The following is a 20,204-nucleotide window of genomic DNA, read 5'->3' as shown; positions in this document are numbered from 1 at the left end:
GTTTTTCGATGTTTCTCTTGAACCAGTTTTTCTTTTTCTGATTCTCGGGCTGTACCAGCGTTCCGCGGACCGCCTTAACACTTGTTAAGTAGATGCCGCTGACGGTTGCCTTGACTTCTTTTTTCACAGGAACCAGGTCGAAAATCTTCTGGTCGCAGACTAAGGTAACGATCTGCGGACCGACTTTTGCCTTGACAATCGGAAGCTTGGAACGGCGCATCATCTTCGGCGTATTGTCGATGACTGACTGCGGAAGTCCGGCTTCTTTGAGCTTCATGATTTTCTTGTCAATTACAAGCATGGTCACATTCTGCTTATAGGCTTCAATCTGCTGCTGCTGTTCTTCCTGTTTTTTCTGCATCTTTCTTCCAAGAAAATAAAGAACAACGACTGCGACGATCAGAATGGCAAGGATGACCAGCAATACCACTGCCCAGGTTTTCATAGTGGTGAATCCTCCTCTTTCTTTGTACTGCACAGCGGCGCTGTCTGTACGGTGTGTCCGCTTAGCATTCTTATAGAACATTCTAGCAGAATTTACGGTATTGTACAAGGAGTTTTGTTGAAGTTAATAGCCACCTGGGGTATAATGTATCCAGCACGAAAGAAAAACAAGCGACGCCGAAGGCGGCATTTATTTTTCTCGTGCGGATAGCGAGCGGACGGCCTGCGAAGCAGGCAAGGAAGCGCGGAGCGCGAGTCCGCGAGCGAGATAAAGAAAGAAAAACAAGCGACGCCGAAGGCGCGATTCATGACAATAGAATGTCCGCGGAGCGTACATTCTATTGTATTGCGAATGGCGCGGGTGAACAGTAACGTTTTTCTCGTGCGGATAGCGAGCGGACGGCCTGCGAAGCAGGCAAAGAAGCGCGGGGCGCGAGTCCGCGAGCGTTGGTGAATGAGGACAGCGCCGCCTTCGGCGCTGCTGACAGGAAGGAACAGGCAGTAATGACGACGTGGGTGCAGTTTTGGCAAACATTTCAGGAAGTATTCCGCTACACATGGGCACATATGGTATGGATCAATCTGGTTCTTGCGATTATTATTATTTTCTTCCAGAGAAAGGAAGCAAAGTCAGCGTGGGCGTGGCTGCTGGCGTTGAATGTGCTGCCGGGTCTGGGATTTTTAATGTATCTTCTCGCCGGGACGGACATGCACAAGCGGAAGATGTTCAAGATCAAAGGAATCGAGGAGCAGATAAACGATGCGGTGCGCCGCCAGGAATACAGCGTCAAAAGCCGCGAGCTGGAGCAGGAAAACCCGGATTTAAAGGATTTTTCGGATCTGGTCTTTTTTAACCTGGAAAGTGCCGGATGCATGATTTCCGGAGACAATGCGGTAGAGATTTTCACTGATGGCAACGACAAATTCGATGCTCTGATCGAGGATATTAAAAATGCGGAATCATATATTTTTTTACAATATTACATCATAAAAGATGACGTGCTCTTCCAGAGAATTCGGGAGGCACTGCTGGAAAAAGCGGCACAGGGTGTAGAAATTCGGATCTTGTATGATGCGATGGGTTGTCGGAGCGTTGGAAAGCACTTTTGGAAAGAAATGGAAAAGCAGGGCATCCATGTTGCGGTCTTTTTCCCGGCTCTGTTTGGCAGACTGCATCTGCGTGTAAACTACAGAAATCACAGAAAAATTGCAGTTATCGACGGAAAAGTGGCTTATGTCGGCGGCTTTAATATTGGCAAAGAGTATATCGGACTGGATCCGAAGTTCGGGCACTGGCGGGATACCCATCTGAGAATCTGCGGCAGCGCAGTCGGTGGACTTTTGCTGCGCTATATTCAGGACTGGGACTATGCAGCGAGGGAGAATCTGTTTGAAAATCCGAAGTATTTCATCCTGCCGGAAGAAAAAGCCGGCAATGTCAAAATGCAAATCATTTCCAGCGGACCGGACTCCGAACTCCAGAGTATCCGGGACAATTACCTGCGGCTGATCCACAAGGCAAAAAAGAGCATTTACATCCAGACGCCATATTTTATACCGGATGAATCGATCCAGACGGCACTTCTGATGGCAACGATGTCCGGCGTGGAGGTCAATCTGATGTTCCCGTGCAAGCCGGACCATCCATTTGTGTATTGGGCGACACTTTCCTATGTCGGCGAGCTGATCATGGCAGGGGCAAACTGCTACACCTATGATAATGGATTTTTACATGCAAAAGGATTGTCTATTGACGGAAAGGCGTGCTGCTACGGAACAGCGAACATGGACATCCGGAGCTTCGAACTCAACTTTGAGGTCAATGCCATGATTTTTGACCAGAATATCGCAGGGGAAATGGAACGGATTTTCCGGGAAGACTTAAAGTGCTGTACGCGGATCACAAAGGAAATGTACAAGAGCAGATCTGTCTGGATCCGGTTTAAGGAGCAAATCAGCAGACTACTGTCTCCGGTCTTGTAACAGCCCGCCAAGTGTGATAATATATAGGATATTGCAATTCTATTTACTATGGATTTTATGTCCGTAAGATGATGAGGAGATCAATTTATGAAAAAATTTATGACAGCCGTTACAGCAGTGTCTCTGTCTGCCATGATGCTGGCAGGCTGCGGCAAGGCAGATGTGCAGGAGAGTACTGTGCAGGAAAGCACTGCAGCTGAGACAGAAGCAGCAACAGAAACCGAAAGTGAAACCAAGGTATACCCGGATGAAGCATATCTGGATGGTATCAACCTTGGCGACTTTGTAGAACTGGGTGATTACAAGGGCGTCGATGTTACGGTTACCAAGGCAGAAGTAACTGACGAGATGGTGGATCAGTACATTCAGAGTGTTTTGGACAGCAACAAAAATAAAGAAGAAGTAGACCGTGCTGTAAAGGATGGCGATGTTGTTGATATCAAATATGTCGGCAAAAAGGACGGTGTAGAGTTTGACGGCGGCTCTTCCGACAGCTACGAGCTGACCATCGGCTCCAATACCTTTATCGACGGCTTTGAAGACGGCGTGATCGGCATGAAGAAGGATGAGACAAAGGAGTTAAACCTTACCTTCCCGGAGGATTACAGCAATACAGACCTTGCCGGTGCAGACGTTGTATTCACGGTAACGGTAAATCATGTTTATGAAGAAACTGACGCGGTTCTGGACGATGCTTTCGTAGCAGCCCGTAATATTGACGGCGTAAGCACAGTAGCAGAATATCGTCAGTACGTTTATGATAACCTGATGAGCTCTGCCAAGAGCCAGCAGGAAACAGAGCTGGAAAGAAATGTTCTGGAGGCGGTAACGGCAAATGCAACCTTCAAGGAAACTCCCGAAGAGATGGTAAGCCGCTATTATGACCGTCTGGTTAAGAACCTGACCGCTACTGCAAGCATGTATGGAATCGATCTGGAGACCTTTATGTCATACAGCTACGGTCTGGCTGCGGATGAATATGAAGACGAGCTTCAGAAATCTGCACAAAGCGCAGCAGAGCAGATTATGGTTATGCAGGCGATCGCAGAAAAAGAAGGTCTGACCTTAACCGATGAAGAGCTGCAGGCAGATCTGGAAAGCAGCGCATCCGAATATGGTTATGATTCCGTAGACGCTTATCAGGAAGCGATTGGCGACCTGCGCGGCTACAAAGAATATCTGATGTCTGAAAAGGTAACCAAGTATCTGATTGAGAATGCGAACGTAACCGAAACAGAGGCGTCCACAGAGGAAGCGACCGAAGAGACAACAGAAACTGAAACCGAGACAACAACAGAGACAGCGACCGAAGCAGAATAAGCCAGGGCACAGCTGACGCACGAGGCGAGTGAGGAGAGAGAGCATGGAACTGACAAGTGTAAGACAGTTATTCAGAGAAAAAGAACAGTTTGCCGGCCAGAAGGTGACAGTAGGCGGCTGGGTAAGAAGCAACCGGGATTCTAAAAATTTTGGATTCCTGGTTGTAAATGACGGTACCTTTTTTGAACCGCTGCAGGTTGTATACGCAGCAGACAAGCTGGATAATTATGCCGATATTGCCAAAATCGGCGTCGGAGCAGCTGTCATTGTAACAGGTACGATTTTAGAGACGCCCGGTGCAAAACAGCCCTTTGAGATGCAGGCAGACGAGGTTGTAGTGGAAGGTGCATGCGGACCGGATTACCCGCTGCAGAAGAAGCGTCACAGCTTTGAATATCTGCGTACCATTGCACATCTGCGTCCCAGAACCAATACGTTCCAGGCAGTGTTCAGAGTTCGTTCCCTGATCGCTTATGCGATTCATCAGTTCTTCCAGGAGAGAGATTTCGTCTATGTGCACACTCCTCTGATTACCGGAAGCGACTGCGAGGGCGCAGGCGAAATGTTCCAGGTTACAACCCTGGATTTGAACAACGTTCCGAAAAACGAAGACGGTACTGTGGATTATTCCCAGGACTTCTTCTGCAAACCTACCAACCTGACCGTAAGCGGACAGTTAAACGGCGAAACCTATGCGATGGCGTTTAAGAACATTTATACGTTCGGACCGACCTTCCGCGCAGAAAACTCCAATACCACCCGCCATGCGGCTGAGTTCTGGATGATCGAGCCGGAAATCGCATTTGCGGACTTAAAGGACGACATGGTACTGGCAGAATCCATGCTCAAATACATTATCCGTTATGTGCTGGAGCATGCTCCGGAAGAGATGAATTTCTTCAACAGCTTTGTGGATAAGGGACTTCTGGAAAGACTGAACCATGTATTGAACTCCGATTTCGGACATGTGACCTATACCGAGGCGATCAAGATTTTGGAAGAGCACAATGACGAATTCGATTATAAAGTATACTGGGGCTGCGACCTGCAGACCGAACACGAGCGTTATCTGACGGAGAAGGTGTTCAAGCGTCCGGTATTTGTAACAGACTACCCGAAGGAAATCAAGGCATTCTATATGAAGTTAAATGAGGATGGCAAGACCGTTGCCGCTATGGACTGTCTGGTTCCAGGCATCGGCGAGATCATCGGCGGCAGCCAGAGAGAGGATAGCCTCGAGCTTCTGGAACAGCGCATGGACGAGCTTGGACTGAACAAAGAGGATTACGGCTTCTATCTGGATCTGAGAAAATACGGCTCCGCAAGCCATGCGGGCTTTGGTCTTGGATTTGAGCGCTGTGTTATGTATCTGACCGGTATGGGCAACATTCGCGACGTCATTCCTTTCCCGAGAACGGTAAAGAACTGCGAATTATAATTCCAGTGAACTGGAATAAAATGTTACAGTTCACCCGCGCCATTCGCAAAAGCGCATCTTCGATGCTTTCCGCTGCTTCGCAGCTTATTTTTGCTTATAAAATGGCGCTCTCTTCGTGGTTTCTTGTACACAGATTCTCATGCGAGCATGGAATCTGCCTACAAGAAACCACAAGTGAACTGGAATAAAAATATTGTCGAGCGGGATGAACTTTTGGGTTTATCCTGCTCTTTTTTTGTTGTATACTGTATAAAGTGAAAACTAGTACATCGTTTTCGAAATACCTATACCACTCACTTGCCTGTGAATCCGATTGCACAGGTATAAAAGCCTCAGCGTAGCCCGCTACGCCTGCGTTTTTATACCTGCACACTCGAATCCACATCCTACGCGATTGGTATAGTTATTTACGAAACGCTGTACCAGAATACAGAAAAAGGAAGATACGGATGGGAAATCATCACTGGAAAAAAATAGCAGCAGTTATGCTTGCGGCAGCGATCGGAATACAGCCTGTCTATGTGCAGGCAAAGACACGGGAAGAAATTCAGCAGGAACGAGAACAGAAAAAGAGCGAGCAGCAGGGCACGCAGAGTCAGTATAAGCAGAGCCAGAGCAAGGTCAGCAGTCTGGAAGGGCAGCAGGACGCTTTGGAGGAAGAAATACAGGAGCTGGATTCCCAGCTGGTAGAGGTCATCGCCAGCGTAAGTCTGATGCAGGATCAGATCAGCGATACCGAAAAGCAGATCGTAAAGGCGCAGGAGGACTATGATGCGGCGAAGGCGCAGGAGGATGCACAGTATCTTGCAATGAAGAAGCGTCTCCGTTACCTGTATGAAAAGGGCGATACCAGCTATATCGAGATCCTGAGCAACGCCTCCAACTGGAGCGGCATGCTTAATCAGGCGAATTATGTGGAGAAGCTGTATGAGTACGATAAACAGATGCTCAACCGCTACATCCTGATTAAAGAAGAGGTTGCGCAGAAAAAGAACGATTTGGAAGATAAAAAGAGCGACCTGGAAACGCAGAAATATGAGCTGGAAGAGGAACAGGCTTCCATGCAGCAGATGATCGATGAGAAAAAGTCCCAGTCGAACGATTTCGACGCGCAGATTGCGAAAGCGAAGCAGGAAGCTGCGACATATAAAGCGTTAATCAAACAGCAGAATTCCGAGTTGGCAAGGCTGGATGAGGAAGAAAACGCAATCATCAAGGCCGAGGAAGAGCGCCGGAAAGCCGAGGAGGCTGCGAAAAAAGCGGCGGAAGAAAAAGCAAAGGCGGAAGCCGAGGCGAAAGAAAAAGCTGCAAAGAGCAGCGATTCCGGCGCTTCTGACAGTAGCTCCAATCGCTCAAGCAGCTCCGACAGCTCCTCTTCCTCAGGCAGCAGCTCCGGCAGTTCTTCGGGCGGCTTAAAGACCGTTCCTCCTGCGAGCGGATCGAGTGGAAGCGACATTGCGGCGTATGCCTGCCAGTTCGTCGGAAACCCGTATGTAGCGGGCGGAACGAGCCTGACAAACGGTGCGGACTGCTCCGGATTTATCTGGGCAGTGTACAGGCAATACGGATACGGCCTGCCGAGAAACTCTGCTGCTATGAGAAGTGCAGGACGCGAGGTTTCCTATGAAGCTGCTCAGGCAGGCGACATCGTCTGCTATGCAGGCCATGTGGCGCTGTATCTGGGCGGCGGACGAATCGTGCATGCCAGCACAGCGAGAACAGGAATTAAGTATGGATATGCGAATTATAAGCCGATTCTGACAATTCGGAGAATTGTGGGATAAAAGAAAAAATGTTACAGTTCACTCGCACCATTCGCAAAAACCACGAGTGAACTGTAACTTTTATTCATGACAATAGAATGCTCGCAGAGCGTGCATTCTATTGTTGCTTTAAAGACTCTTTTTCAGAAACTTGATCGTTTCGTCGATCAGCTGGGATACGGACAGATCGGCGGTTCCGATGATGTGGTTGTTGCAGCGGTTGACCGGAAGCAAAAGCTTCTGGGCATGGCTCTGTCCGACGGCGACTGCCATGGCGGGCGTCACTTCCCCAAGCAGGGAGTCTGCGGACAAAATGCCGAGGGGACCGATGATAAAATCCGCATCCCGGCAGGCAACAAGCACGGGATTTTCTCCGGTTGCGCCGAAGTCAGCCCCGGCTTTGAGCATGGCAGCGGTTGCGGTTGCGTTGGTGCCAATGGCATACAGTTCACAGTTGGGCAGTTGCTCTTTACAGAGGCGGGCAGTCACAAGACTGCCGATTCTGCCGCCCTGGCCGTCAATTACTACGATTTTCATAAATCCTCCATTTAGAGACATTTTGCACAGAAAAAATAGGAGCTGAACAATATTGTTCAGCTCAATTTTTTATCTGACTCAGTCGTCGTTATCTAAAGCCAGTCCTTTTTTATACTTTGCGACAGCAGCCTGGATCTTATCGTTGGGATCGAGCAGATCGCTGATGGAAGTATCATGGTTCAAGGTATCGATCAGATAAGCAACGTATTTGCTCATATCACAGTTGACGTACCACTCCCGCTTTAACAGCTCTTCAGGCTGATAAATCAGGTTGGTGGTCAGGACACGGTTGATATTGCCGCATGCATAAGCCTTGTCGAATTTCTCCATACCGCTTGTGAACAGACCGAAGGTGGTGCAGATGAAGATCTTACGGGCACCGCGCTGCTTTAATGCGGATGCAACTTCGAGTACACTTTCGCCGGAGGAAATCATGTCATCGATGATGATCATGTCCTTGCCTTCTACGCTGGTACCCAGGAATTCGTGAGCAACAATCGGATTTCGCCCGTTAACAACTCTGGTGTAGTCTCTTCTCTTATAGAACATACCCATATCCAGACCGAGTACGTTTGCAATGTAAATTGCACGTCCCATACCGCCTTCATCCGGGCTGATAACCATCATGTGGTTGGAATCGATCTGCAGGTCGGGCTCGGTGCGCAGCAGGTTTTTGATGAACTGATAAGAAGCCTGAACGGTTTCGAAGCCGTTTAACGGGATGGAGTTCTGGACTCTCGGGTCATGGGCATCAAAGGTGATGATGTTGTCGACGCCCATCTTTACCAGCTCCTGCAGAGCGAGTGCGCAGTCCAAGGATTCCCGTGCGGTGCGCTTGTGCTGGCGGCTTTCATAAAGGAAAGGCATGATAACGGTAATTCTTCTTGCTTTACCGCCGACAGCAGCGATGATACGCTTCAGATCCTGATAATGATCGTCAGGAGACATATGGTTTTCATGACCGCAGAGGGAATAGGTCTGGCTGTAGTTGGTTACGTCAACCAGCAGATACAGATCCGTACCGCGGACAGATTCCAGAATAACGCCCTTGGCTTCGCCGGAACCAAAACGCGGCACCTTGCTTTTTAAAATGTAGGAGTCACGCTGGTAGCCTGCAAAGGCAAGGCTGTCTTTGTGCTCGCTCTCGCGCTGGGTGCGCCATCTTACAAGATACTGGTCAACTCTCTGTGCAAGGGATTCGCAACCCCTTAACGGGATAATCCCCAGGGAGCCAACCGGAATGGTTTCGAGATTTCTGGTTTCTTCACGTTCCATCATGGAAGTTCCTCACTTTCTGAAGGTAAAAGTTAATATTTTGGATATCTGTGTCAGCGGACCGGACCCGAGACAGCGGATACCTTTTTACACATACGAATATCAGGGCCGGTGAGTTTACAGAATTCAAAATTGCTGGCAATTCTGGAAAAAATTCGGTCCTGATAACGGTTTCTGCAATCTTCCAGAGAAAGATTGGTAGAAATGATAACGGATTTCTGCCGGAGCAGACGTTCGTTCAAACAGGTAAAGAAATGGGAGAGCGTCACTGCCGTGGCAGTTTCGGTGCCGAGATCGTCGATAACGAGCAGATCGCAGCTGTAGAGATCCGCACAGAGTGCGGAAAGCTCTTCCCGTGCCCTATAGTCAAACGTGTTCCTGGCGAGTAAGTCGAAAAGGGATGCTGCGCTGAAATAAAGCACAGAACAGCCCTGCTCGATACATTCCTTTGCAATGCAATTGGTCAGGAATGTCTTGCCCGTACCTACTGTACCATAAAAGAAAAGGTTTTGGTAGGACGTTTTAAAATTTGTGCAAAAATTTTTACATTTTTCGACAGCCTGGCGATAGGAAGTCAGTTCGTCTCCCTGAAAAAAGGAATAGGAGAGCGTGCCGAAGTTTTCTTTTTCGAGCATTCGTTTCAGGTTGGACTGTTCGTAAAGAAGCGCGATCTCTGCCTGACGGAAGCAGTGGCATTTCTGACCGTTCACATAGCCGGTGTCCTGACAGTCAGGACAGTCGTAGATCGGATCGAGAAAATCTGTCGGGTAGCCGTTTTCCAGCAAAAGAGAGGCACGTTTCTGTGCAAGGTCTTTGAGCTGGTCTTTGAGCTGTGCAAGCGCATTTGTATCCCCTGCGAGCATCCTTTTGCCCTGTGCGACAGAGGTGGATGCAACGGCTTCGTCGAGGGCCTGATAGCCGGGGACTGTCTCATAAATGTGATGCAGCCGTTGATCGTGCAGATGGCGGTTGCGGGTCTGATGTTCTTCGTATTGCCGCAGGATGGAATTGTATTGGGAAACAGTCAGTGCCACATCAAACCTCCTTACTGTTTCAAAAGCGCCTCTTCAAGCGCGTCGAAATCATAGCTGGAATGCATGAAACTGTTATATTCTGCTGTGGAGCCGCTGCGCGCCGGGCGAGATGCACGCTCTTTCTGATAGGAGCTGTCGAGTCTGGCGATGTCCGCGACATGGTGGACGCCTGCCTTGTACCAGGCAGCGAGGATGCTGTCTGCATAGGCGAAGCGGTGTCTGTCGGTAGCCAGGACGGTGCGTCCGCAGGCTTCTAAAATAACGTCGAGCTCAAAGCAAAATTCCTCTGTCCAGCGGCGGATATAGGCGAGCTCATTGCGTGCGGGGGTATTGGTCTTGCCGAGTGCGTTCATAATGGAATAGACGTTCTTGTCGTAACGGGAAACATGACCTTCTGCCTGGGCAGGTGTCGTGATCCCGGCTTCCGCCCAGGCGATCGCGACCTTTTCAATGTAGCGGAAATCCTTTTTGCCGCGCTCGACGCAGTATTGCAGCAGATAGTCGATCAGGTCATCGGAGAAATGGAGCTTATCCGTGAAAAAGAGGATCGACTTCATATCGGCGGGGCTTAACGTGCGTCCGAGATACTGCTCTGCGATGAAAATCAGCTGCGCAGTATTCTCCTGCTGTTGGAACGATTTGAGCTCGTCCAGACTGTAAGCTGGTTTGGCATAGGGATCGGCAGGTTCAAGGGACTGGTGGGAAAGCATCGTAACGCTGCGGATCTGCGGTGCGGCCGTGCGTCCGGAGGGAGCAGCCGCAGTGTTGGACGTATCGCGCGCGGCTGCTCCGGGCAGGGTCGCGTCAGCGCCTTGCTCAGAATTGCGGGCTGCGTCGCCAAAGCGTTCGGCATCAGAGCTGCGAGTCGTGTCCGCAAGCCGTCCGACGTCGCGTGAAATATGTCCGGTGGTCTGCTCCGTAGAAAAATCAGCTTGTCCTGCGTCCTGTCTCTTCCCCTTGGAAAGGGGGAGCAGACGGATCTGCTGCAGGGTTGTGCGGTCGGGCGAAAGCTTAAGCGTCAGGACGCCGCACTTTTCCCAGTAGCAGAGGGCGCGCAGAATGTCCTTTTCCGTATGATTAAAGCGGTCTGCCATGTCCGAAATGCTGACAGGATCGCCTGCCTGCAGACGGCGCACGAGAAAAAGATACACCTTTAACTGTGCATCGTTGGCATCTTTTAAATATTCATCGATAAAAACGTTGGAAAGGACGGTAGCATCCGCTGCTCCGCCGCACAAAAAAATCTCACTCATACTAGTATTCCCGGTTCTTTGTAAAAATTGCTGCAGTTTGTCTGCGTCCTGCAGACTGTGGAAAACTTTTCAATTCCTTTTGGCAAGCCCCATTTTAACACAGACATTTTAAAAAGGAAACAGGAAGTTTCCGGCTCAGGGCTGATAAACACTGGGGTTTTCGTGGATGTGGATAATGTGGAAAATGTGTAAAAGATTGTCAAAGGCGCAGAAATATCATCTTTTTTTGGAAAAAAATATCCACAGCCAGAGAGGAAAGTTTTCCACGTTCTGACTGTGGATAATGTGGATAAGTTATCTGGAAAGCAGGTTTTCGCCGATATTTACAACATCTCCGGCTCCCATAGTTATCAACAGGTCTCCGTTGATACAATTTTTTAAAACGAAGTCTTCAATTTCCTCGAATGTATGGAAATAAAAACATTCTTTACCCTCTTTCTGTACCAGAGCCTGCAGATCGGCAGAGCTGATGCCGAGGGTGTCGGTTTCACGGGCGGCGTAGATGTCTGCGAGGATGACCTTATCCGCCAGCGCGAGGGACTTGGCAAACTGAGGTAAAAACGCTTTCGTTCTGGTGTAGGTGTGAGGCTGGAAAATGCACCAGAGCGTCTTGTGCGGATAATTGAGCGCAGCGTGCAGGGTAGCGGCGATTTCGGTCGGGTGGTGTGCGTAATCGTCCACAATTGTTATACCATTTATCGTTCCTTTATATTCGAATCTGCGGTCAGTCCCGCGGAAGTTCAGCAGCGCTTCCGCGGTATCCCGATAATCGATGCTAAGCAGATCGGACAGGGCGACTGCAGCGAGGGCATTGGAGATATTGTGCTCCCCGGGAACGCCGAGCGTAAGCTGTCTGGTCTGACCGTTTAAGCTGTGCACGGTAAAGGTTGCGTCCGCTGTTTTATTATAGGAAATATCGGAGGGATAATAGTCGGAAGCAGAGGTTGTGCCGAACGTAACGACGCGGCATGCCAGACCCTCTGTGATCTCCTGCCAGTTTTCGATGTCGCCGTTGATAAACAGCGTGCCGTCCGCAGGCAGAAGCTGTGCAAATTTGCGGAACGAAGCACGGATATCTGCCAGGTCTTTAAAGAAGTCCAAATGGTCTTCTTCGATATTCAAGATGATGCCGATTTTCGGGAAAAAGCTTAAAAAGCTGTTGGTATATTCGCATGCCTCTGCGACGAACAGACCGGAGTGGCCGACGCGGATATTGCCGTGGATGGATTTCAAAATGCCGCCGATAGAAAGGGTCGGGTCGGTATTTGCCTGCAGCAGAATCTCGGAAATCATGGAAGTGGTGGTCGTTTTGCCATGGGTGCCGCTGACAGCGATCGGCGTGTCGTAGTTTTTCATCAGCTGTCCGAGAAATTCCGCTCTGGACAGCATGGGAAGCTGCAGCTCTTTGGCACGGGAAAATTCCTGATTATCTGCATGTACTGCGGCGGTGTATACGACGAGGTCGATGTCGTCTGTGATGTTTTCCGCTTTCTGGGGCTTGCCATAGTTGACGTGTGCGCCGCTTTTTTCGAGGTGCTCGGTCAGGGCAGAGCGGTTCCAGTCGGAGCCGGATACGGTAAAGCCCTCGGATAAAAGAATTTCGGCGAGGCCGGACATGCTGATGCCGCCGATGCCGATAAAATAAACGTGAATTGGATGGTTAAAATCTACCTGATACATAAAGAATCTCCATTTCTGAATTGGAATACTGTACTGGGTCAATTGTAGCGCAAACTCTCTGAAAAAACAAATAGAAACTTCGGCGCCGTCTGCAGCGTTTTTTTTCTTCGACAAAATAACAATGTGTTATCGGTTGACAAAACATACCGGAAAAGACGAAAAAGGACATTTTGTGAATAATTCAAGAAGGAAATGGAAGCGATAGTGTGAGAAAATTGAATATTTTGAATAAAAACATAAACCTACTAATTTGATTTGTGTCTATATTTCACAAGAAAAAAGGTCGAAAAGGGCGTGCAAATGTAAAATTATTATTCACTTTTACAGATGCGTGTGATATACTTTTCTTAAGCCCGGCGACAGCCGTGGGAAAGTTGATAGAAACAATGAGGTGAGGACATGATTAAGAAGGAAATGATTGCCATGTTACTGGCAGGCGGGCAGGGAAGCCGACTGGGCGTGCTGACTGCAAAGGTAGCCAAGCCTGCAGTTTCATTTGGCGGAAAATATCGGATCATTGATTTCCCATTAAGCAACTGTATCAATTCTAGTGTTGATACAGTCGGTGTATTGACACAGTATCAGCCTCTGCGGCTGAATACGCATATTGGGATCGGTATTCCATGGGATCTGGACAGGAATATCGGAGGTGTTACTGTTCTGCCTCCTTATGAAAAAAATGAAAACAGCGAATGGTACACCGGTACAGCAAACGCGATCTATCAGAATATCGAATATATGGAGGGCTTTAACCCGGAATATGTGCTGATTCTTTCCGGCGACCATATTTATAAGATGGATTATGAAGTGATGCTGGATTTCCACAAGCAGAACGGTTCAGAGTGTACGATCGCCGTTATGCCGGTTCCGATGGAAGAAGCCAAGCGCTTCGGTATCATGATCACCGATGAGAACAAGCGGATCGTGGATTTTGAGGAGAAGCCTGCCAACCCGCGCAGTAACCTTGCATCCATGGGTATTTACATATTTAACTGGAAAACGCTGAAGCAGGCACTGATCGATAATGCAGATCAGCCAAACCTGGATTTTGGCAAGCATGTCATCCCTTATTGTCATAAAAACGGCGCACCGATGTATGCATATGAATTTAACGGTTACTGGAAAGATGTCGGAACCCTGACCTCCTACTGGGAAGCGAATATGGAGCTGATCGATGTTGTTCCGGAGTTTAATCTTTATGAAGAATACTGGAAGATTTATACAAAGAGCGAGATCCTGCCTCCTCAGTACGTTGCAAAGGGCGGTGTGATCGAACGCAGTATCGTCGGAGAAGGCTCTGAGATTTACGGACAGGTTTATAACTCTGTAATCGGCTGCGGTGTTACGATCGGTAAAGATACGGTTGTGCGTGACTCCATTATCATGAACAATACAGAGATTGGGGCGAGCTGTGAGCTTAGCAAGGCAATCGTAGCGGAAAACACGAAGATCGGTGATCACGTCAGACTGGGCGTCGGGGAGGAAGCACCGAACGATACTGCACCGCATATTTACTGCGACGGTATTGTCACTGTTGGTGAGAAGAGCGTTGTGCCTGCCAATGTATCTGTAGGCAAGAATTCCGTTGTATTCGGCATTACGACAGCAGACGATTATCCGGATGGATATCTGGCAAGCGGCAAAACATTGATTAAGGCAGGTGACAAACAGTGAGAGCAATCGGTATCATTTTAGCAGGCGGCAATAACCGCAAGATGAGAGAACTGTCCCAGAAGCGCGCGATCGGCGCGATGCCGGTGGCAGGCAGCTACAGAAGTATTGATTTTGCGCTGAGCAACATGACGAACTCTCATATCCAGAGAGTCGGCGTGCTGACCCAGTATAACGCCAGAAGCTTAAATGCACATTTAAGCTCCTCCAAATGGTGGGATTTCGGAAGAAAACAGGGTGGATTGTTTCTGTTTACTCCTGCGGTAACCGCGGAGAACAGCTCCTGGTATAGAGGCACGGCAGATGCCATTTATCAGAACCTCTCCTTCTTAAAAAACAGCCATGAGCCCTATGTAGTTATTACCTCCGGCGATTGTGTATACAAGATGGACTACAACAAAGTCCTGGAATATCATATTTCCAAAAAAGCGGATGTGACCGTTGTCTGCAAGGACATGCCGGCAAATGTAAACGTAGAGCGGTTCGGTACCATCAAGATGAACGAGGAAAGCCGGATCGAAGAGTTTGAAGAGAAGCCGATTGAGGCACGCTCCAATACCATTTCCTGTGGTATTTATGTTATCCGCAGACGTCTCCTGATTGATATGATCGAGCGCTGTGCAATGGAAGACCGTTATGATTTTGTAAAGGATATTCTGATCCGTTACAAAAATCAGAAACGGATCTTCGGATATAAGATCAAAGATTACTGGAAGAATATTGCAACGGTGGAAGACTATTTCGATGCCAATATGGACTTCTTAAAACCGGAGATCCGTAATTATTTTTTTAAACAGTATCCGGATATTTATTCAAAGGTTGACGATTTACCGCCTGCAAAGTATAATGTTGGAGCGAAGGTTGAGAACAGCCTGATTTCCAGCGGCTGTATTGTCAACGGCACGGTAGAGGATTCCGTAATCTTCAAAAAATCCTTTATCGGAAACAACTGTTACATCAAGAATTCCATTATTTTGAATGACGTATACATCGGCGATAACACGCACATCGAGAACTGTATCGTAGAAAGCCGGGATACGATCCGTGCAAATTCTTTCTATCGCGGAGAAGATGAAATCAAGATTGTAATAGAGAAAAACGACAGATACATTATCTGAAACGCGAGGGGGAATAAGTTATGACGATTACCGACGTAAGGGTTCGGAAAATTGCCAAAGAAGGTAAAATGAAAGCGATTGTATCCATTACCGTGGATGACGAGTTTGTGGTGCATGATATCAAAGTAATAGAGGGAGATAAAGGACTGTTCATCGCGATGCCGAGCAAGCGCAGCGCAGATGGGGAATACCGCGATATCGCCCATCCCATCAGCCAGGGAACCCGGGAAAAGATCCAGGGAATTATTTTGGAAGCATACAATACGGCATTGGAAGAACCGATTGCATAACTTCTTAAATAAATACAGAAAATAAATACAGACTACAACAGACAGTCCCGGTGCAGCGATGTACCGGGACTGTTTTCCTGACCGGATATCCGGTTAGAAAAGCCATCTGTATGTCGCCGCAGATGGAAAGGGCAGCAGGGTACATTCTCACTTGCCCGAGCGGGGGAAACTGTGCTAACATGAAAGCACAACAGACAGCGCCTGCAAAAGCAGGAAAGGGCAGGCAGAAGCAGGAAGGAAACGGACAGAACATGTATGTAATTGCAGGACTTGGAAACCCGAAAAAAGAATACGATAATACAAGGCATAATATCGGCTTTTCCGTCATAGATATGCTGGCAGATAAGACCGGAATTTCTGTAAACACGGCAAAGCACAAGGGACTTTTGGGTGCAGGCTATTTAAACGGGCAGAAAATAATTCTGGTAAAGCCGCTGACTTATATGAACCTGAGCGGCGAATGTATCCGGGAAGTGCTGGATTATTATAAGGTAGACGGCAGCACGAACCTGATCGTGATTCACGACGATATCAGCCTGGAGCCTGGCATCATCCGGGTGCGCAAAAAAGGCAGCGCGGGTGGTCATAACGGTTTGAAGAATATTATTCAGCATCTTGGAAAAGATCAGTTTGTGCGGATTAAGGTCGGCGTCGGGGAAAAACCGGCAGGCTACGACCTTGCGGACTATGTGCTGGGACATTTTGATCGGGAGGAGCAGGTGCTGATGAAGCAGGTTTCGGAGGAAGTCTGTGAAGCAGTGCAGATGATTCTGGAAAAAGGTCCGGATGCAGCGATGAACGTGTATAACGGGCGAAAAGTGGAGAAGGCATAGCATGAAGGTATTGACAGCTCCGCTTTGGGAATTGGCGGAGTTTGAAGAGGGAAAAGCACTTCTGGACAGAGGAAAAGGGCATGTTGCCTTTTCCGGACTGTATGATTCCCAGAAGCTTCATATGGTATATGGATTGAGCGATGGTTTTACACAGAAAATCATCGTTACTTTCAGTGACAAAAGAGCGCGGGAAATCGGCGCAGAATATGGGTTTTACGACCGCAGGACGATGGTGTATCCGGGCAAGGATCTGATCTTTTATCAGGCGGATGTTTCCGGCGGCGATCTGGTGCGGGAGCGGATGCGTGTGCTGCGCGCGCTGCTCGAAAAGCGTCCGGTTACGATCGTAACGACGATGTCCGCATTGATGATGCCGCAGACGCCGCTTTCCGGGATTGTGTCAAGAATACTGCATTTCGATAAAAAATCAACGGTAGACGAGAGGAAACTTTCCGCTCAGCTGGTGGAAATGGGTTATGAAAAGAGCCCGCAGGTAGAGGAACCGGGACAGTTTTCCATTCGCGGCGGAATTATTGATATTTTCGATATGACGGAAGAAAATCCGTATCGAATCGAGCTGTGGGGAGACAGCGTAGAGTCGATTCGAAGCTTTGACGTGCTGTCCCAGCGTTCGGTGGAAAATCTGGATGAGATTGCGATTTATCCGGCAACGGAGCTGATGCTTTCGGAGGCGCGCAGGCAGGACGGCTTTGCGAGAATCAAAAAAGAGACGAAGCAATATGCCAAAAAATTGCGGGAACAGGGCAATCCGGAGGCAGCGCACCGGATTGAGACGCAGATCAAAGAGATCGAAGAGTCTGCGCAGGAGTTTGGCAGTGTAGTCAATCTGGAAAGCTTCGTGCATTATTTTTATCCGCAGACGGAGTCCTTTCTGGAATTTTTCCATCCGGAAACGACGGCAGTTTTTCTGGATGAGCCACAGCATTTGTCGGAGACGGCGAACGCACTTGAGACAGAATTTCGGGAGAGCATGACCGGACGTCTGGAAAAAGGCTATATCCTGCCGGGACAGGCGCAGCTTTTGTACCCCGAAAAGGAAATCGCAGGGAAGCTGTCGCAGTATCGGGCAGTGTCACTCGCCGCGCTGGATGCAAAGAGCAGCCTGTTTAAGCCGGATCGCAGGTTTGAAATCACGGTGCGCAGCATGCCGTCCTATAACAACAGTTTTGAAGCCCTGTTAAAGGACTTAAAACGTTACAAAAAAAATGGCAGCAGGGTGCTTTTGTTATGTGCATCCCGGACGCGGGCGAAGCGTCTGGCAGCCGATCTGCGGGAGCAGGAGCTGAGCGCTTTTTACAGCGAAGACCCTGACCGGGAGGTTTTGCCTGGCGAGACAGAGCTTTTTTACGGACATGTGGAAAAGGGCTTTGAATATCCGATGCTGAAATTCGCGGTCATTTCGGAGGGGGATATTTTTGGTGCGCCCAAAAAGAAAAAGCGAAAAATTCAGCGCTATGAGGGCACGAAAATCCGCGATTTCGGAGAGCTGAAGGTCGGGGATTATGTCGTTCATGAGACGCACGGTCTCGGTATTTATCAGGGCATCGAGAAGGTCGAGATGGAGGGAACGGTCCGGGATTACATGAAAATTTCGTACCGGGATGGAGGAAACCTCTATGTGCTGGCAACCGGTCTGGACGCGATTCAGAAGTACGCATCCGCCGATGCAGCGAAAAAGCCGAAGTTAAACAAGCTCGGAACGCAGGAGTGGCACAAGACCAAGACCCGTGTCCGGGCGGCAGTGGATGAGGTCGCAAAGGATCTGGTGGAGCTGTATGCGGCGCGCCAGAACGGGAAGGGCTACGCTTTTTCGGAGGATACGGTCTGGCAGCGGGAGTTTGAAGAAATGTTCCCGTTTGAGGAAACGGATGACCAGCTGATGGCAATAGCGGCGACGAAGCGGGACATGGAGAGCAACAAAATCATGGATCGCCTGATCTGCGGGGACGTTGGCTATGGCAAAACCGAGGTTGCAATCCGCGCGGCGTTTAAGGCGGTGCAGGACGGCAAGCAGGTTGTTTTTCTGGTGCCGACGACGATTCTGGCGCAGCAGCATTACAATACGTTTGTGCAGCGGATGAAGGATTATCCGATCCGGATTGAGCAGATGTCGCGGTTTCGGACGCCTGCGCAGCAGAAAAAGGTGATCGAGGATCTCAAAAAAGGTCTGGTGGATATCGTGATCGGGACGCATCGCGTGCTTTCGTCGGATATGCAATATAAGGATCTTGGTCTTTTGATGATCGACGAGGAGCAGCGCTTTGGCGTGACCCATAAGGAAAAGATCAAGAAAATGAAAGAGAACGTGGATGTGCTGACCCTGACGGCAACGCCGATTCCACGGACCCTGCATATGTCTCTGGTCGGTATCCGCGACATGAGCGTGCTGGAGGAAGCGCCGGAGGAACGTCAGCCGATCCAGACCTATGTGATGGAATATAATGAAGAAATGGTGCGTGAGGCGATCACCCGCGAGCTGTCCCGGAATGGTCAGGTGTATTATGTATACAACCGCGTCAATACGATTGCAGATATGGCAGCAAGGATTGGGGAAATGGTGCCGGATGCGAATGTGGCATTTGCACACGGGCAGATGTCGGAGAGAGAGCTGGAAAAAATCATGTTTAGCTTTATCAACGGCGAAATTGACATTCTGGTTGCGACGACGATCATCGAAACCGGTCTGGACATTTCCAACGTCAACACGATCATCATCCACGATTCTGACCGAATGGGATTGTCCCAGCTGTATCAGCTGCGCGGACGTGTCGGGCGCTCGAACCGGACGGCTTATGCATTTTTGATGTATAAGCGGGACAAGGTGCTGCGGGAAATTGCAGAAAAGCGTTTGGCGGCGATCCGGGAGTTTACCGATCTGGGCAGCGGTTTTAAGATTGCGATGAAGGATTTGGAGATCCGCGGCGCGGGCAACCTTTTGGGAGAGCGTCAGCACGGTCATATGGAAGCAGTTGGCTATGATTTATATTGTAAAATGTTGAACGAAGCGGTAAAGAATTTAAAGGGCGAGGACACTGCACCGGACTTTCTTACGACGGTGGAGCTGGAGGTGGACGCTTATATTCCGGCTTCTTACATTGTCAATGAGCAGCAGAAGCTCGACATTTACAAGCGAATCGCCGGCGTGGAGACGGAAAGCGAGAGTGCAGAGATGAAAGAAGAGCTGCTCGACCGCTTCGGAACCGTGCCGAAGTCCGTAGACAATTTGCTGCGGATTGCGCTTTTGCGGGCGCAGGCGCACAAGCTTTATATTATGGAAATCAAGGGGCGTCCGGGGGAGCTGCGCTTTGTATACAGACCGGACGCACGGGTGCACGGGGAAAATATCCCGATGCTTTTCGAACAATATGGGAACAGTTTAAAGTTTTTACCTCAGGGGAATCCGGTCTTTACTTATCAGTTCAAAAGGAGTAATGTAGTGGAGAAAAACTCTGAAGACCTGCTTTCGCAGGCGGAACAGATGATAAAAGATATGCAGCGCTGCCTGCTTTAAGGGGCAGCACCGGATCAAAGGAGGAAATTAAGA

General features: G+C 49.1%; 15 protein-coding genes. 9 read left to right on the top strand and 6 right to left on the bottom strand.

Features of this window, described 5'->3' with window-relative positions; translation table 11 throughout:
- On the bottom strand, nucleotides 1-445 hold a 445-nt coding region (locus OCV62_RS03585; protein WP_262585158.1), incomplete at its 3' end, for a hypothetical protein.
- A gap of 503 nt (nucleotides 446-948) precedes the next feature.
- Between OCV62_RS03585 and cls the strand changes: the two genes are divergently transcribed.
- The 4 genes from cls (at nucleotide 949) to OCV62_RS03565 (ending at nucleotide 6,969) form a co-directional block, all read left to right on the top strand.
- A complete protein-coding gene (gene cls, locus OCV62_RS03580; protein ID WP_021914219.1) occupies nucleotides 949-2,427 on the top strand; it encodes a cardiolipin synthase in 1,479 nt (492 codons plus the stop codon).
- A gap of 87 nt (nucleotides 2,428-2,514) precedes the next feature.
- Nucleotides 2,515-3,747, top strand: a complete 1,233-nt coding sequence (gene tig / locus OCV62_RS03575) for a trigger factor (RefSeq protein WP_262585157.1) — start codon at nucleotides 2,515-2,517, stop codon at nucleotides 3,745-3,747.
- Between the two features lie 43 nt (nucleotides 3,748-3,790).
- Nucleotides 3,791-5,185, top strand: a complete 1,395-nt coding sequence (asnS, locus tag OCV62_RS03570; protein WP_262585156.1) for an asparagine--tRNA ligase — start codon at nucleotides 3,791-3,793, stop codon at nucleotides 5,183-5,185.
- Between the two features lie 449 nt (nucleotides 5,186-5,634).
- Entirely contained in the window at nucleotides 5,635-6,969 is a 1,335-nt protein-coding gene (locus tag OCV62_RS03565) for a C40 family peptidase (RefSeq protein ID WP_262585155.1), read from the top strand.
- Nucleotides 6,970-7,077: 108 nt separating this feature from the next.
- Here the strand turns inward: OCV62_RS03565 and OCV62_RS03560 are convergent, their stop codons facing one another.
- The 5 genes from OCV62_RS03560 to murC all read right to left on the bottom strand — a co-directional run bounded on the left by OCV62_RS03560 (nucleotide 7,078) and on the right by murC (nucleotide 12,727).
- Nucleotides 7,078-7,485 carry a DUF3842 family protein gene (locus OCV62_RS03560; protein ID WP_262585154.1) on the bottom strand — a complete coding sequence of 136 codons (408 nt, stop codon included), beginning with the start codon at nucleotides 7,483-7,485 and terminating at the stop codon, nucleotides 7,078-7,080.
- A gap of 78 nt (nucleotides 7,486-7,563) precedes the next feature.
- A complete protein-coding gene (locus OCV62_RS03555; RefSeq protein ID WP_021914844.1) occupies nucleotides 7,564-8,763 on the bottom strand; it encodes a ribose-phosphate pyrophosphokinase in 1,200 nt (399 codons plus the stop codon).
- Nucleotides 8,764-8,813: 50 nt separating this feature from the next.
- Nucleotides 8,814-9,794, bottom strand: a complete 981-nt coding sequence (locus OCV62_RS03550; protein ID WP_262585153.1) for an ATP-binding protein — start codon at nucleotides 9,792-9,794, stop codon at nucleotides 8,814-8,816.
- An 11-nt stretch (nucleotides 9,795-9,805) separates the two neighbouring features.
- Nucleotides 9,806-11,047, bottom strand: coding sequence for a DnaD domain protein (locus tag OCV62_RS03545; RefSeq protein ID WP_262585152.1), 1,242 nt, complete (start codon nucleotides 11,045-11,047; stop codon nucleotides 9,806-9,808).
- A gap of 294 nt (nucleotides 11,048-11,341) precedes the next feature.
- Nucleotides 11,342-12,727, bottom strand: a complete 1,386-nt coding sequence (gene murC, locus OCV62_RS03540) for a UDP-N-acetylmuramate--L-alanine ligase (protein ID WP_262585151.1) — start codon at nucleotides 12,725-12,727, stop codon at nucleotides 11,342-11,344.
- Nucleotides 12,728-13,126: 399 nt separating this feature from the next.
- Here murC and OCV62_RS03535 point away from each other — a divergent pair, with 399 nt between their 5' ends.
- From OCV62_RS03535 to mfd, 5 genes are all read left to right on the top strand, one after another.
- On the top strand, nucleotides 13,127-14,401 hold the full coding sequence (locus OCV62_RS03535; protein ID WP_021914848.1) for a glucose-1-phosphate adenylyltransferase: 1,275 nt from the start codon (nucleotides 13,127-13,129) through the stop codon (nucleotides 14,399-14,401).
- Nucleotides 14,398-15,516: a glucose-1-phosphate adenylyltransferase subunit GlgD gene (gene glgD, locus OCV62_RS03530; RefSeq protein WP_117959957.1), complete on the top strand. Its 1,119-nt coding sequence runs from the start codon at nucleotides 14,398-14,400 to the stop codon at nucleotides 15,514-15,516. Before OCV62_RS03535 ends, glgD begins: the two co-directional genes overlap by 4 nt.
- A gap of 20 nt (nucleotides 15,517-15,536) precedes the next feature.
- A complete protein-coding gene (spoVG, locus tag OCV62_RS03525) occupies nucleotides 15,537-15,806 on the top strand; it encodes a septation regulator SpoVG (RefSeq protein ID WP_021914851.1) in 270 nt (89 codons plus the stop codon).
- Nucleotides 15,807-16,057: 251 nt separating this feature from the next.
- Nucleotides 16,058-16,639, top strand: a complete 582-nt coding sequence (pth, locus tag OCV62_RS03520; RefSeq protein WP_117960065.1) for an aminoacyl-tRNA hydrolase — start codon at nucleotides 16,058-16,060, stop codon at nucleotides 16,637-16,639.
- Nucleotide 16,640: 1 nt separating this feature from the next.
- Nucleotides 16,641-20,171, top strand: coding sequence for a transcription-repair coupling factor (gene mfd, locus OCV62_RS03515; RefSeq protein ID WP_262585148.1), 3,531 nt, complete (start codon nucleotides 16,641-16,643; stop codon nucleotides 20,169-20,171).
- The last annotated feature ends 33 nt before the right edge of the window (nucleotides 20,172-20,204 follow it).

Source organism: Gallintestinimicrobium propionicum, from assembly GCF_025567525.1.
Classification (GTDB): Bacteria; Bacillota; Clostridia; order Lachnospirales; family Lachnospiraceae; genus Gallintestinimicrobium; species Gallintestinimicrobium propionicum.
The sequence above is the reverse complement of the archived record's forward strand: the minus strand, read 5'-3'. Positions and strand labels throughout refer to the sequence as shown.

Coding starts and splice junctions, on each gene's coding strand:
- OCV62_RS03535 (WP_021914848.1), top strand. CDS start 13,127: ATGATTAAGAAGGAAATGATTGCCATGTTACTGGCAGGCGGGCAGGGA.
- OCV62_RS03555 (WP_021914844.1), bottom strand. CDS start 8,763: ATGATGGAACGTGAAGAAACCAGAAATCTCGAAACCATTCCGGTTGGC.
- murC (WP_262585151.1), bottom strand. CDS start 12,727: ATGTATCAGGTAGATTTTAACCATCCAATTCACGTTTATTTTATCGGC.
- spoVG (WP_021914851.1), top strand. CDS start 15,537: ATGACGATTACCGACGTAAGGGTTCGGAAAATTGCCAAAGAAGGTAAA.
- mfd (WP_262585148.1), top strand. CDS start 16,641: ATGAAGGTATTGACAGCTCCGCTTTGGGAATTGGCGGAGTTTGAAGAG.
- OCV62_RS03545 (WP_262585152.1), bottom strand. CDS start 11,047: ATGAGTGAGATTTTTTTGTGCGGCGGAGCAGCGGATGCTACCGTCCTT.
- cls (WP_021914219.1), top strand. CDS start 949: ATGACGACGTGGGTGCAGTTTTGGCAAACATTTCAGGAAGTATTCCGC.
- asnS (WP_262585156.1), top strand. CDS start 3,791: ATGGAACTGACAAGTGTAAGACAGTTATTCAGAGAAAAAGAACAGTTT.
- pth (WP_117960065.1), top strand. CDS start 16,058: ATGTATGTAATTGCAGGACTTGGAAACCCGAAAAAAGAATACGATAAT.
- OCV62_RS03565 (WP_262585155.1), top strand. CDS start 5,635: ATGGGAAATCATCACTGGAAAAAAATAGCAGCAGTTATGCTTGCGGCA.
- tig (WP_262585157.1), top strand. CDS start 2,515: ATGAAAAAATTTATGACAGCCGTTACAGCAGTGTCTCTGTCTGCCATG.
- OCV62_RS03560 (WP_262585154.1), bottom strand. CDS start 7,485: ATGAAAATCGTAGTAATTGACGGCCAGGGCGGCAGAATCGGCAGTCTT.